12 protein-coding genes and 1 pseudogene are annotated in these 14,353 nt (G+C 42.7%); 5 read left to right on the top strand and 8 right to left on the bottom strand.

Annotated features, from left to right (window positions below; genetic code table 11):
• Positions 1-22: 22 nt before the first annotated feature.
• The 3 genes and pseudogenes from COW15_RS06255 to COW15_RS06245 form a co-directional block, all read right to left on the bottom strand.
• Positions 23-208 carry a hypothetical protein gene (locus tag COW15_RS06255; RefSeq protein ID WP_293631015.1) on the bottom strand — a complete coding sequence of 62 codons (186 nt, stop codon included), beginning with the start codon at positions 206-208 and terminating at the stop codon, positions 23-25.
• 11 nt (positions 209-219) lie between these two features.
• The gene (locus COW15_RS06250; RefSeq protein ID WP_071938503.1) at positions 220-462 is read right to left on the bottom strand and encodes a DUF4287 domain-containing protein; all 243 of its coding nucleotides are present in this window, start codon (positions 460-462) and stop codon (positions 220-222) included.
• 52 nt (positions 463-514) lie between these two features.
• Positions 515-712 (bottom strand): annotated as a pseudogene (locus COW15_RS06245) (GNAT family N-acetyltransferase); the annotation flags it as partial.
• Between the two features lie 755 nt (positions 713-1,467).
• Between COW15_RS06245 and COW15_RS06240 the strand changes: the two are divergent.
• The 3 genes from COW15_RS06240 (at position 1,468) to COW15_RS06230 (ending at position 5,700) form a co-directional block, all read left to right on the top strand.
• On the top strand, positions 1,468-2,709 hold the full coding sequence (locus tag COW15_RS06240; RefSeq protein WP_293631009.1) for an HlyD family efflux transporter periplasmic adaptor subunit: 1,242 nt from the start codon (positions 1,468-1,470) through the stop codon (positions 2,707-2,709).
• A 533-nt stretch (positions 2,710-3,242) separates the two neighbouring features.
• A complete protein-coding gene (locus COW15_RS06235) occupies positions 3,243-3,548 on the top strand; it encodes a hypothetical protein (protein ID WP_293631008.1) in 306 nt (101 codons plus the stop codon).
• A gap of 52 nt (positions 3,549-3,600) precedes the next feature.
• Entirely contained in the window at positions 3,601-5,700 is a 2,100-nt protein-coding gene (locus tag COW15_RS06230) for a peptidase domain-containing ABC transporter (protein ID WP_293631006.1), read from the top strand.
• A gap of 33 nt (positions 5,701-5,733) precedes the next feature.
• On the opposite strand, the gene COW15_RS06225 is transcribed toward COW15_RS06230, so the two are convergent.
• The 5 genes from COW15_RS06225 to brnQ all read right to left on the bottom strand — a co-directional run bounded on the left by COW15_RS06225 (position 5,734) and on the right by brnQ (position 11,438).
• Positions 5,734-6,171: a GNAT family N-acetyltransferase gene (locus COW15_RS06225; RefSeq protein WP_293631004.1), complete on the bottom strand. Its 438-nt coding sequence runs from the start codon at positions 6,169-6,171 to the stop codon at positions 5,734-5,736.
• Between the two features lie 164 nt (positions 6,172-6,335).
• A complete protein-coding gene (recJ, locus tag COW15_RS06220) occupies positions 6,336-8,060 on the bottom strand; it encodes a single-stranded-DNA-specific exonuclease RecJ (RefSeq protein ID WP_293631002.1) in 1,725 nt (574 codons plus the stop codon).
• Positions 8,061-8,154: 94 nt separating this feature from the next.
• Complete coding sequence (dsbC, locus tag COW15_RS06215; RefSeq protein ID WP_293631000.1) at positions 8,155-8,880, bottom strand: bifunctional protein-disulfide isomerase/oxidoreductase DsbC; 726 nt, start codon at positions 8,878-8,880, stop codon at positions 8,155-8,157.
• Between the two features lie 140 nt (positions 8,881-9,020).
• Complete coding sequence (xerD, locus tag COW15_RS06210) at positions 9,021-9,923, bottom strand: site-specific tyrosine recombinase XerD (protein ID WP_293630999.1); 903 nt, start codon at positions 9,921-9,923, stop codon at positions 9,021-9,023.
• 99 nt (positions 9,924-10,022) lie between these two features.
• On the bottom strand, positions 10,023-11,438 hold the full coding sequence (gene brnQ, locus COW15_RS06205; protein ID WP_293630997.1) for a branched-chain amino acid transport system II carrier protein: 1,416 nt from the start codon (positions 11,436-11,438) through the stop codon (positions 10,023-10,025).
• Between the two features lie 539 nt (positions 11,439-11,977).
• On the opposite strand from brnQ, the gene COW15_RS06200 reads away from it, so the two are divergent.
• Positions 11,978-12,694, top strand: a complete 717-nt coding sequence (locus tag COW15_RS06200) for an RsmD family RNA methyltransferase (protein ID WP_293630995.1) — start codon at positions 11,978-11,980, stop codon at positions 12,692-12,694.
• 236 nt (positions 12,695-12,930) lie between these two features.
• Positions 12,931-14,193, top strand: a complete 1,263-nt coding sequence (gene srmB / locus COW15_RS06195; RefSeq protein ID WP_293630993.1) for an ATP-dependent RNA helicase SrmB — start codon at positions 12,931-12,933, stop codon at positions 14,191-14,193.
• The last annotated feature ends 160 nt before the right edge of the window (positions 14,194-14,353 follow it).

Genomic DNA, 14,353 nt, shown 5'->3' with positions numbered 1-14,353 from the left:
GCTTCTTTGTTTTTAAGAGGATTTATTTCGAGTCTTGTGAGTTTATCGAACGCTTTAAACTATGGTACAAACAGGCAAATCCCATGGTTGAAAGCAACAAGATTAAGCAAAGCAGCCTCACCCAAGGCACTTGCCCTTCGAGTAACCAATTCAAAAAAGCGGAGGAAACAGAAAAACTGGCAAGATAGGCATATTGTAATTGTGTCATGCTAAGTACCGCTATCGACTTTTTTCGTTAATAAAATACGCCACCAGCGCATTGGCATGCCCATGACCGAGTTGGTGCTCACGCTTAAGCCAAGCCACCATTTCCATATGCTTTTTGCCTTCTAGACCTTGCAATAGCGTTAGCCAGTGGGCGATCGGCTGACCATAGGTTTTCTCGATAGAAGGGAAATAAGATGCGGGGCCTTTCACTTTTACACTATCGGCTACTGTCGTTGGCTGAGTTTTTCCTGTCATAACAGATGTCCTTATCTTGATATTTATAGAATTTACGTCAATAAAATCTAGCCTAAAGGTAGGGATTCTCAAGCCGAATTTGCATTAAGGTTTTAGGGGTATCGCCCGCGTTAAAACCAAACTGGGCGTAGAGTCCATGGGCATCGCGGGTGGCGAGCATTATCCGCCTTAATCCCTGTAATTCTGGATGTTCCATAATTGCTGTCATCATCAACTTACTTAAGCCTAAGCCACGGTGCGACTCAAGCAATCTTTAGCAGAAATAGGCGCAAACAATTGAATCGCTCACCTAAGTTTGTGAGTTCACAACGGGCAAGCCGCAGAAATATCTCTGTTAAAAACACTGAAGTAACTCAAATAAAAAGAGACTATATTCACTAGCTTAAAATCCAGCATAAACTAAGAACATATCCACTTAATCACCGCTTTAAATCTTCACCGGCACTTAAAAAATATGAAATGAAATCAAATAAAATTTAATCACCAAAACTCTCCAATCAAATAGACAACAAAATATAGCGACAACGAAACAACTAACGCACAGATGCGAAACATTCAAACCCAAGCTGCAATACAAACAACAATCAATTAGACAACAAAAAACTAATTGAATGCAAAAAATATAGCCAATAAACAGCAAAAAACAAGGAATAATACTAAAGTGCTATTCAAACCTGATACGTTCACAGCTAAATTGTTTCAATGATTTCATAATTAATACCCATTAAACTTTCTCAAGTGATTTTTATTTTCATCACAATAAATGCATGTAACTTTAAATTAATTTAACCTGCTACAATCGACAAATAAAAATGATTGCACTAATACATGTCAATGACTTAAATTAGAAAGCTGTATAAATGGCATCACAACAGAGCGATTCTGTTTAAAAACTGTAGTACCTAGACACTCTGGAAATATTGTGAATCTTAGAGAATTATAAAACTCGTATTGTATAAAATCAAACCATAGCATTAAGCACGCATTAGTACATACGGAAATACTATGTCAAAGTTATTTAGAAGACAGGTTTTAGACAAAAACAAGACCACATATTATGGGAAAGCTGTAATAACAACTCCAATACATTATTCCATTATTTTATTTTTTATTTCTCTTTTTGTGCTTTCTATATTTATTTTTCTTTTTTGTAGTGACTATGCAAAAAAAGAAAAGGTAAAAGGCTATCTTGTCCCCACTAATGGGCTTGCTAGAGTTTATTCCCACACAAGCGGTGTCGTTAGTCAAATAGCGGTAAAGGAAGGCGATATTGTGAATCAAGGTGATACATTACTTTTTGTATCAAATGACAAGTTTCTTCAGAACTCCTTAAATTCTGACAAAGAAAAAATTAAAGAACTCGATAATCAAATAAACATTGTCAATGGACAACTAGTGCAGTATGATAATTTATTTAAAGAGAGAGAATCTAGGTTAAACAGTATCATTAACTTTTTAAAGCAAGAACAAGTTGAGTTAGCAATTCAAGGTAAACTATTACGAAATAGAGTTCAGCTTGCTAAAGAGCGTTTAACTGATATAAAAAAGTTACAATCTGACGATTATGCCAGTCAAAGCGAAGTAAAAACACAGTTTGATTTAGTACTGGATTTTCAACAGAGAATACAAGAATACAATACTGTAGTATTGAAATCTGAAACCAACCTCGCTAATGCTTTAAATGACAAAGCACGATTACCTTTTGAGAAGCAACAAAAAATTGACCTTTTTAATATTGAACTCTCAAAACTCTCTAACAATAAAGTCGCAATTTTAGAAAGTAACAATTTGGTTTTAAAAGCACCAATTAGCGGAGTTATTTCTTCAATAAAATTAAATGTTGGTGAGTTTGCCTTTTCTGGTGATTACCTAGTAACAATTATTCCGACTGATTCCAAGCTAGAAGCTGAGGTTTTTGTTCCTACTCGAGCCATTGCTTTTATTAAAGAAGAGGAAGAGGTCAGTATAAAATTTGATGCATTTCCTTTTCAAAAATTTGGAATCGCACATGGAAAAGTCTCTTATGTATCTAGAAATATTACATTTTCATCAGAAACAGCAAGTAAACTGGCATTTAATGAGCCAGTTTACAAAGTAAAGATTCAATTGGAGAAACAGTACATCCATGCCTATGGTAATAATAATTATTTAATTCCAGGAATGTTATTACAAGCGAATATCAATACTGGAAAGAGAACATTAATAGAGTGGTTGCTAGAACCAATACTTGTGATTAGCGGATATTAATATCCAACAACAAAATTCTAGATGTTGATACTTAAACTTTAATCTTAAGATGGAAATTATGAGAAACAACTTTAAATACATAGCAGTATTCATTAGCAGCTTATTAATCGGATTGAGCGTTGATATTATTGAGAATACAGTCGAATTTTCTAAAAATGATTATTGGAAAGAACTTTCTTTCCAAACAATAGCAATAATCACTACCACTTACATTTTGCACTTTATAATTAAAGCAATATTTACAGCAAGCAATTCAGAGTTATATACCAGCACCGATAATAATGCAAAAATCAAATCACTATACTTTATTCAGGCAATACTATTCTTACTTTACTTTAAAACTATCATTTACTTCTTTATGGTATCCGTATTCATTGCTTACATTCAGTACGTTAAAAACAAAAGATGTTAACGGAAAATGGATTAGTCTTCAACGTATATTTTAGCAATAGGAGGTGTCACATTTAAATCAAAATAAAAATCAAAGTTAATTTACCAGAGAATTTCTTATTTATTTAAAAAGGATTAAAGATTTGAAAGAGCTAAGTATTGAAGAGACTGAGGTTGTTTCCGGTGGTGGCGTAGGAAGCATAATTTCAGGTACTATTCCAGGTATCATTGTTGGTAAAATAGTTGATAAAGCAATGGATGCATGGACAAGCAGCGACCAGTATCAACGTAATATGGAAGTCATTAATAATTCCTCTTACCATCGTTATATGAATGGTTCTGGCGAGCGCAGCTGGGGGGGAGGCAATGGGGGCGGTGTCGGTGGCGGTGGCGGTGGCGGTGGCGGTACAACCGGTAAATATTTAGATCGTAAGTTAAAAGCTCAATAACTTATATCGAGTGCCTTTAGGCACTCTTTTTTAACTCGAGTCGTTGTTTCTTATGTTCACTCTCTTCCCTAAAAAAAAATGTCCAATCATATACCAGTCAGAACATAGTGAATGTGGTTTAGCTTGTCTCGCCATGATATCGAGCTTTTACCAAAGAAAAACTGATTTAATGACGATCAGAAAAGAACTGGGTTACAGTGAATCGGGGATGTCGATACGCACACTATGTGAATATGCAGCGCAGATAAACTTAGATTCTAGGCCATTACAAGCTGGTGTTCACGAGATAGAACAATTGCGCTTACCCTGCGTATTACATTGGGACTTGAATCATTTTGTTGTCCTCACCCAGCGCAGTAAAAAATCTGTAACTATTCACGATCCTGCAATTGGTAAAATTAAGTATTCGATTGAGAAATTTAAAGAGCATTATACGGGTATTGTAGTAGAACTTTTTCCAGCAATAGACTTTAAAAAAGAAAATTGTACTACAGGCCTTAAGTTAAGCCCTTTTTGGCAAGCGAGTGTAGGTTTAAAATCAGGGCTATTTAAAGTATTTATTGCTTCTGCTTTGTTACAGCTATTTTCACTGACCTCTCCTTATTATATGCAACTAGTGATTGATGATGTGATAGTCAATCAAGACAATGAACTGCTTATTCTGCTATTTATTGCTTTTTCTATGCTTGCTGTAGTTTCGCTTATCACCAGTATCTTAAGAGATTTAATTGGTTTACATATACAGAACCATTTAAATATACAATGGAGTTCTGGATTGTTTTCTCATTTAATTCGACTACCTATTACTTGGTTTGAAAAGCGTCATATCGGTGATATTGTTAGCCGCTTTGGCTCTCAAGGAGAAATTCAGTCTTTTATTACCTCTACGTTTGTTAGTGTTGTGCTTGATGGCTTAATGGTCACGACAACTCTGATAATGATGTACATATATAGCCCCACATTGACATTTATCGCCATTTTAGCCGTTTTAATCTATGCATGTTTGAGATGGATATTCTATCGGCCATTTAGGAGAAATGCTGAAGAGGTCATTACTGCATCAGCTAAAGAAGATAGCTTTTTCTTGGAAGGTATACGCTCAATTCAAGCTATACGCTTACACGGTCATGAAGATAAGCGTAAAAATGAGTGGTTATCTCTATATGCTGATGTTGTTAATTTGGGGATCAAAGGCTCGCTATGGTCTTTAGCCTTTTCATCCGTGAACACTATTGTCTTTGCAATTGAAAATATGTGTGTGATTTACTTCGCTGCTAACTTTGTGATGGAGGGTATTTTCTCTATAGGGATGATGATGGCTTTTATGTCCTATAAGGGACAATTTTCCTCAAGAATTAATAGTCTTATCGATAGTTTTGTTTCTTTTAAAATGCTCGACATTCACTTATCTAGGTTGTCTGACATTGCATTGGAACCACAAGAAGCCAATCGCAAAGGCTTGGGGTTAGCAGAAAACATAGTAGGTTGTATCACACTTGAAAACATTAGCTTTAGATATGGACTAAAATCTAAGATCTTATTTGAAAATATCAACCTTTCACTCAAATTTGGCGATAATATCGCAATAACAGGTGTTTCCGGTAGCGGAAAAACCACACTATTGAAAATAATCTTAGGATTACTAGAACCTACATCAGGAAAAATACTTTTTGATGGTATAGATATTAGAAAAATCGGCTTGGCAAAGTACCGAAAACTCATTGGGAGTGTTATGCAAAATGATACTTTGTTATCAGGAACTTTAGCTGAGAACATTTCTTTTTTTGACGATATCTATGACCCTTTGAAAATTGAGCAGGCATGTAAATTAGCGTCAATACATGATGATATAGAAGCTTTACCCATGGGATATCAAACACTAATTGGCGATATGGGAGTTCAATTGTCAGGGGGCCAAGTACAACGAGTATTACTGGCAAGGGCTATATACCTAAATCCCTATATACTAGTGTTAGACGAGGCGACCAGTAATTTGGATTCTGACAACGAACAACGAGTTAATTCTGGCATTAGTCGACTTCCAGTAACCAGAATCCTTGTTACCCATAGGCAGTCAACTCTAGAATACGTTGATAAGGTGTATAACCTAACGAGTCAAGGACTTGAATGTGTTTCATTAAATGCAACATAACAAATTCCGTAACCAGATGACTAAACAATAAGTCTAGGAAAAAATGGATAGCTCAACATAGGGATTTTCTAAACGAATTTGCATTAAGGTTTCAGGGGTATCGACCGCGTTAAAACCAAACTGGGCATAGAGTCCGTGGGCATCGCGGGTGGCGAGCATTATGCGTCTTAATCCCTGTAAATCAGGATGTTCCATAATTGATGTCATCATCAACTTACTTAAGCCTAAACCACGGTGGGACTCGAGGACAAATACATCGGCAAGGTAGCCAAAGGTCGCTTTATCGGTAATCATGCGTGTAAAGGCAAGCTGTTGATTATTTTCATCAAACACTCCAAAACATAAATTGTTGCTAAGCGCCTTTCGCAAGAGTTCAGGCGGCATGCCCTGCGCCCAATAACTGTTACTGATAAAGTCATGAATAACCTCAAAATCCATTTCCGATTGCTCTGTGCTGACTCTGTATTCCATTTTTCGTCCCAATATTGTTGTAAGCACGACTTATTAATTTAACTTAGGCTTTTTTTGCACTCATAAATAGCATAAAAGCCATCGCCAATAACACCAATTTAGCTAGCGAATACAAAGCCCCCGCGAAAGTAGCGGTTGCAACTGAACTCCTTGTCGATACAGGCTTACATGGCTTCGATTTGCTCAACCATCAATTGCAGCGAGAAATTACCACGATACTCATTCACATCGAGTTTATAGACAATTCGAGCATGGTTAATGGTCGCATCGGGCCAAGTATGCAAATCCACATTAAAGGCAATCGCATCGAGCATCAGAGTGCCGCACTGGGTTTCAAGCACGAGTTTAAGATGGCGTTCACCAACGAGGCGTTGCTGCACTATGTTAAAATAACCATCAAAAAGCGGTTCCTCGAAGGCTTGGCCCCAAGGTCCGGCATTACGCAGTAGCTGGGCGATTTCAAGGTTTAGCTCTGTGGGAGTCAGCTCGCCATCGGACCAAAGCTCACCGGTTAACAGCTCAGGTTTAAGCAATTCACGCACCGCATCATCGTAGGCCTTGGCAAAAGTCGCAAAGCTGCCCGCTTTGAGTGACAAGCCCGCCGCCATCGCATGGCCGCCAAATTTGATAATCAGTCCTGGGTGGCGCGTGTTGACCAGCTCGAGTAGGTCGCGCATATGCAAGCCTTTGATCGAACGCGCCGAGCCTTTGATTTCGTTATTGCCCGCATCGGCGAAAGCTATCACGGGTCTGTGGTATTTGTCTTTAATGCGCGAGGCCAAAATCCCGATAACGCCTTGGTGCCAATCTTCTTGAAATAGCGCAATCCCCCAAGGTAACTCGTCTTCGTTGAGCTTTAACTGCTCAAGGCTTTTTAAGGCTTCCTGCTGCATGCCGACTTCCAGCTCACGACGCTCTTGGTTTAACCCATCAAGTTCCGCTGCCATACGCCGGGCCAGCATCATGTCTTCACAGAGTAAGGTTTCGACCCCAAGCGCCATTTCATCGAGCCGGCCGGCGGCATTGAGCCTCGGGCCCACGGCAAAACCAAAGTCGGATGCGACAATACGCGCAGGATTACGTTTCGCGACTTCAAGCAGCGCGGTAATCCCCACACGGCAGCGGCCCGCTCGCACGCGCTGCAAACCCGCTTCGACTAAAATGCGATTATTGGCATCCAGCGATACCACATCGGCAACGGTGCCAAGGGCAACGATATCGAGCAGCGTGCCGAGATTAGGCTCGGCAATACCGAGCGTTTGATACCAGTTTCGCATCCGCAGCTCTGCCCTTAATGCCGTCATCAAATAAAAGGCCACACCGACACCGGCAATCGATTTACTGGCAAAGGGGCAACCCGGTTGATTCGGGTTCACTATCGCATCGGCAGCGGGTAACTCATGGCCGGGTAAATGATGGTCGGTGATCACCACTTGCATACCAAAGGCTTTGGCTGCGGCAACGCCATCTATCGATGAAATACCGTTATCGACGGTGATCAGTAGCTCAGCCTGTTTAGATGCCGCAACTGCAACAATTTCAGGGCTTAAGCCGTAGCCGTAATCGAAGCGATTAGGGATCAAATAGTCCACCTTCACCGCGCCCATCATCCGCAGCGCCAACATACACACGCTGGTTGAGGTCGCGCCATCGGCATCGAAGTCGCCAACGATCAGAATCGACTTATTCACCTGCATGGCATCGGCAATCAGCTTTGCCGCCTCGTTTAAGCCTTTCATAGTGTCTGGCCTTAACAGACCTTTAAGCACTAACTCACATTCATTAAATGTGACACCGCGGCGGGCATAAAGCTGCTTCAAAAGCGGCGAAAGGTGAGCGGGTAAATGGCTATCGTCGACGGTTGAGCGACGGACTATCTTATGGATCAAGGGACTCAAGCTCTCATGAAATCGTGGCGATAAGATAACAAAAAGGTGAGCCTTAAGCTCACCTTTCGTGGGATAAATTTGATTATTTTGACTATTACTGACGCGCTTCTAAGGTGCGCAATAGGTCCGCAGGAGGTTGATAACCAGGGATCATATTGCCATCTTCTAACACGATTGCCGGCGTACCATTCACACCAAAACTAGCGCCTAACTCATACTGCTCGGCAATTTTTGCATCACAGGTGGCGGCAGATATTTTTTGGCCAGCTTTAGCGTCTGTCATGGCTTTTAATGGATCCTTAGCACACCAGATGGCCTGCATTTCGTCGGCGTTGGCTGACGGCACGCCCGCACGCGGGAAGGCTAAGTAACGCACGGTAATACCCAACTTGTTGTAGTCGGCCATTTGGCTGTGCAATTTACGGCAATAACCACAACTCACATCGGTAAACACTGTGACTACGTGTTTTTCATCCTTAGCTTTATAAACCAACATATGATCTTCAAGGGGTTTCATCATGGCTAAACGTGGGCCAGCTAATGCCGCTTCCGTCAAGTTTTTCATGCCTTTATCTAGGTCATATAAACTGCCGTGGAACAGTTTTGAACCATCACGGCTGATATAGAGCACGCCGCGGTTGGTCATGGCTTGATACAACCCCTCAATCGGCGAATCCTGCATAGAAATCACTTCAACATCCAACATCTCCGTCAGTTTTTGCTTAATAGCAGCGGTATCTGGCGAGGTCGCTGTTGCGGCATTAGCAAGAGGAGCTACAACAAGGGCAAAAATTAAAGATAATGCTCGGGTTAACTTCATGGGACATCCTATAAATTGGGTCTCGACGAGGAGATTTTGAGGTCGTTCAAACTCGATATACTTAATAGACCCCGTATGGGGGCAAAAAGTTACAGACAAGCCGCGCGGAAAGCAAATTTATGCTGTAACTAAATCCTTTTTCAGCCTCTAGGGTGATGCTGTTGATGCAATTCCTGCAACCTTGCCCGCGCAACATGGGTATAAATCTGCGTGGTGGACAGGTCGCTATGACCTAATAACAATTGCACCACCCGCAGATCGGCACCGTGATTGAGCAAATGGGTAGCAAAAGCATGGCGCAATGTGTGCGGCGATAATGCGGTTTCAATCCCGGCCCGCAGTGCATACAACTTAATCCGATGCCAAAAGGTTTGCCGCGTCATCATCTGCCCACGTTTCGACGGAAACACCACATCGGACTGTTTATTGCCGAGCAGTTCTTGGCGAGCAAACTTCATGTAACCCTCAACCTCGGTAATGGCTAATTCACCCAGCGGCACGAGGCGCTCTTTACCGCCCTTACCCACAATTCGCACTAAACCCTGCCGTAGGCTCAGCTGTTCCATCGTCAGGCCAACAAGCTCGCTCACCCGCAAACCTGTCGCATATAACAGCTCCAGCATGGCCTTATCACGACATTCGACCGCATCTTCCACATTGGGCTCAGACAACAAACGGTCGACCTGCGATTCACTCAAAGAATCCGGCAAATGGCGGGTTAATTTAGGCGACTCGACTAAGGCCATAGGATCGGCTGAAATCTGTTTGGTCTGCACTAAATAGGTATAGAAACGCCGTAAACTGCTGAGCAGCCGAGCGCTACTGGTGCGCGCAAAATCCTGCTCGACTCTAAAGGCTAAGTACGCCCTGACATCGGCCTGTGAAACCGCGAGTAGCGTCACTCCTTGCAAAGCTTGATAACGATCAAAATGGCGCAGATCGGTACGATAGGCCGATAAGGTGTTGTCACTCAGTCCCTTGCTCGACCAAAGATCATCAAGAAAAATATCAATAAGCGGATCGGGCTGGTATGTCTTAGGCACAAAAACTCCATAAAAAACGGCGTAATCGAATGATACGCCGTTGATATTAACCTAATTGAACTATGACAGGTAATTGAACTATGACAGGCAGATTATCCCTTATGCAGCTGTTGCTGTTTTAGCGCCGCCGCGACCTAAAACCAAACAAAGCACGATAACCACAAGAGTCGGCAGTAACCAGGCCATGCCTTCCTCGTACAAAGGCAAAATTGATAGGCTCGGCGCCATTCCACTCACGCTATCGATAAACCACTGGGCAATAGCGTTAATCCCTTTACCATCATCGCCCGTTAAACTTTTTGCCGCCACCTTCATGCCATCGAAGATCCCAAACAACAGCGCCACCGACAGCGTCGCACGGTGGGCAAACTGCGGTTTGGCAAAATGAGAGGTCAGGAATGTCACGGCAACCAGGGCAATAGCCACAGGATAAATCGTCATCAACACTGGAATACTAATAGCGATAAGCTGCGTAAGACCCACGTTGGCGATCACGGCGCAGATAGCACTTAGCAGGACCACTAACAAACGGTAGGATAATTTTGGCATCAGCTCATTGAAGAACTCGGAGCAAGCACTCACTAGGCCAACCGCCGTAGTTAAACAGGCTAAGGTCACAACAGTTGAGAGTAAAACCGTGCCTAAGCTACCAAATTCATGGGTGACGTAATTTGTTAGGATCTCGCCGCCATTTTTAGCGCCAATAGCGATATCTCCGGCCGTTGCCCCTAAAAAGAACAAAGAAACATAAACAAAAGCAAGCCCGGCTGCGGCGATAAAAGCAGCGCGGATCAGATACTTAGTTTGCGCACTAGGCTGATCTATGCCCTTTTTACGCAGGATATCGATAATCAACATCCCAAACATCAAGGACGCCAAGGTATCCATAGTGTTATAGCCTTCCAAAATACCTTTAGTCAGCGGATGCTGTTGATAATCGCCTACGGCTTGACCCACTTCGGACGCGGGCAGGAATAGCACAGATGCTGCCAATCCAACTAACAATATCAACAAGATAGGCGTTAACACTTTACCAACACTGTCGAGTAACTTGCCGGGAAACAGTGCCAACAACATAGTGACAGTGAAGAAACACAGAGTGTATAGCAGTTGCGACAGGTTCAGTTCTAAACTGCCCAGTAAAAATGTGGCCGTAGTGTCATTGATAAAGGGCTTAGCACCAATCTCATAGGCCACTAAACCAGTACGCGGCGCGGCGAACGCAGGGCCAATAATAATATAAATCGCAATAGCCAATGCCGTTGCTGCAAATGCTGGCAGCATAGCCATAACCTTACCTTGAGCCTTAGCGACAGCAATGAGTCCAACTAAAGGTAAACCTACGGCGGTGATTAAAAAACCCAGCATGGCGAGGGGCATATTGCCACCTGCTAACATCCCTGCAAAGGGGGGAAATATTAAATTACCTGCGCCCAAAAAAAATGCGAAGGTCATAAAACCTAAGCCTAATGTATCCCCAATACTCATGTGATTGTCTTGCACTGAAAGCCCCATCTTGTCTTATTGTTTTTTGACAAACTTAAGTGATTATGTGTCGATTAGCCATAGCTAAAACAACGCCCATCAGGAATGCAAATCTATGTTTACACAATTCCGTGGTAAATATGTTCGATATCTGTCGAGTCTATAGTCAGTGGTAGTGCTAAAACAGGCTTTAAAGCTGTTTTATTCGCCACAAAACTCGTTTACCTATCCGTTAATCATAAAAGTGATTAAAAATGGGGGCGAAACTAATATCAGACTTAAATCATCAATGCAAGCTAACGAGGCTTAATCAATTAAAAAAGCAAAATAATGCTAATTAACTGCTAACCTAGGGTTACTAAAGTAATAAATTAAACCCTCAGTTAAGTAAAATCTGAAGCAGTCGATAGAAAATAGCCAAGGCATCAACTCGGGCATTCATACCACACATTCATACAGCAATGGCCAAGATACCGTTTAAAAGCGTTAGCTAAAAACGCTAAGCTAGACTTAAAATATCGGCAATCAATCAAGTTTTAACCTCATACTCGACCCATAATAGATCTCCCATGGCATTTACTTTCAAACAATTCCATATCGATGACATGCATTGCGGCATGGCCGTCAGCACCGATGGCGTGATCTTAGGCGCCTGGGCACCGCTAACGAATGCGACGCGCATTTTAGATATAGGTGCGGGGAGTGGCCTACTGAGTTTAATGGCAGCCCAACGCAGCCAAGCCGAGATCATTTGTGTCGAGTTAGATGACAAAGCTGCTTTAGCTTGCCAGCACAATATAGCCCAATGTCCTTGGCAAGGTAGGCTTAGCTTAGTCAATGACAGTATCCAAAACCTTAGCCAGCAACCTGAGTATCAAGGCGTTTTCGATCATATCATCTGCAATCCGCCCTACTTCGAGCACGGCCCACAGGCGCAGCAATCCCAACGTGCTATGGCCCGTCATACGGATAGCTTAAGCTTCACCGCCCTACTCAATGCGATAGCGTTATGCCTTACCCCACAGGGGCAAGCTAGCTTAATTCTGCCTATCCAAAGCCTCACGCGCTTTAATCAGCTTTTGTCACAATCGCCGCTCTGTTTGGTAGAACAAGTCAACCTTATCAGTGTGGTAGGGAAATCAGCCAATAGGGTTTTATGCCTACTTGCAACCCCAACTCATGTAGACATACAACCTAAGGTGAGTCACTTCACCATTCGCGAAATATCCGGGCAATACACACGAGCCATGGTGCAATTAACCCAAGATTTTTACCTTAAGCTCTAATGTTGCCCCCCTCACCGCCAGCTAAAATAAATGCAGTTAAGTTTAACAAATCCATTGAAAGGCTTAATTCGCCATAAAATCAACGCTAATAAATTGATTTATCATTTATTATTTTGATGCTTTCATCATGAAACCTCACTTGCATAGAAGATAAACACAGGAGATCTAGATAAGTTATTTAAGTTAACGACTATAACCTTTATAATGCTGCGCTATTATCCGTCGAGACGCCGCGCATGCAATTTGAAGATTTCCAGCTTGACCCTAGCTTATTAGAGTCACTTAAAGCCATGGGGCATCATTCGCCCACCACTATCCAGCAAGAAACCATTCCCTATGCCCTAGAGCAAAGGGATATTCTGGCGCGCGCCCCGACAGGCACAGGCAAAACCGCAAGCTTTTTACTGCCCGCATTACAACATTTAATCGACTTTCCCCGTCGATTCCCTGGGCAAGCTCGTATTTTGATCCTCACACCTACCCGTGAGTTAGCCAGCCAAATTCATCGTTATGCTAGCCACTTAGCCACGGGCCAAGGGCTAGATATCGCCATCATCACCGGCGGCGTTCCCTATGCACCACAGGAAGAAGCCTTAGCAGGCAATGTTGACATTCTGGTCGCCACCCCAGGTCGTCTGATGGAGTATTTAGATAAGGGTAAGTTCACCGCCGAAGAAGTCGATGTGTTAATCATAGATGAAGCCGATCGCATGCTCGATATGGGCTTTTCATCTGTCGTACAAGCTATCGCCCTCGAAGCCCAAGGCCGTAAACAAAATATGTTGTTTTCTGCGACCTTAGAAGGCGGTGGCGTACATCGTTTTGCCCGTGAAGTGCTCAATGATCCTATCGAAATCGATGTCGATGCCCCCCGCAGCGAAAAGGCCAAGATCCACCAATGGATCCATCTGGCAGACGATAAAGAGCATAAGTTTGCCCTACTGTGCCACTTGCTGCGCCAAGAAGAGGTGAAGCGCGCCATCGTCTTCGTTAAGACCCGCGACATTGTTTCGAGTCTTGAAGGTCAATTACTTAAAGCCGGTATTGCCTGCGCCTTTATGCGGGGTGATATGGAACAAAAGAAACGTTTCCAAGCCCTGAGCCGTTTCACTAAGGGTGAGGTCAACGTCTTACTCGCGACCGATGTCGCCGCCCGCGGTATCGATATCGACGATATCACCCATGTTATCAACTTTGATATGCCACGCTCCGCCGACACTTATATCCATCGTATTGGCCGCACGGGCCGCGCGGGCGCTAAAGGCACGGCGATTTCACTGGCAGAAGCCCACGATATGCGTATCGTTGGTAAGATTGAGCGTTATATCGAGCAACCCTTGAAGCGCCGCGTGATCGAAGAATTGCGCCCTAAAAATAAAGAAGCCCGTACGCCAACCAAGAAAAAAGCTAAGGTCAAGGCGAAGGAAGCCGCTAAAAAGACCAGTAAAAAAGAAGCGGCGAAAAAAGCCAGTAAAATTGCGAGAAAGAAAAAGTCCTAGACTCTTTCTCTATGTAAAAAGCCGCAAATAATGCGGCTTTTTTATTAACTAAATTTAACTCAATGAATTAATTTAACGGACAAATAAAAGCTAACCTCAAAATATAGAGCATGAAATACGGCCTATTTAGATCTGAAAACCCACAAGTGTATCCAATCTT

Origin of the sequence: Shewanella sp. CG12_big_fil_rev_8_21_14_0_65_47_15 (assembly GCF_002783505.1) — a bacterium.
In the GTDB taxonomy this organism is placed as follows: domain Bacteria; phylum Pseudomonadota; class Gammaproteobacteria; order Enterobacterales; family Shewanellaceae; genus Shewanella.
Note: the sequence above shows the minus strand (reverse complement) of the source record. Positions and strands in the feature narration are given on the sequence as shown.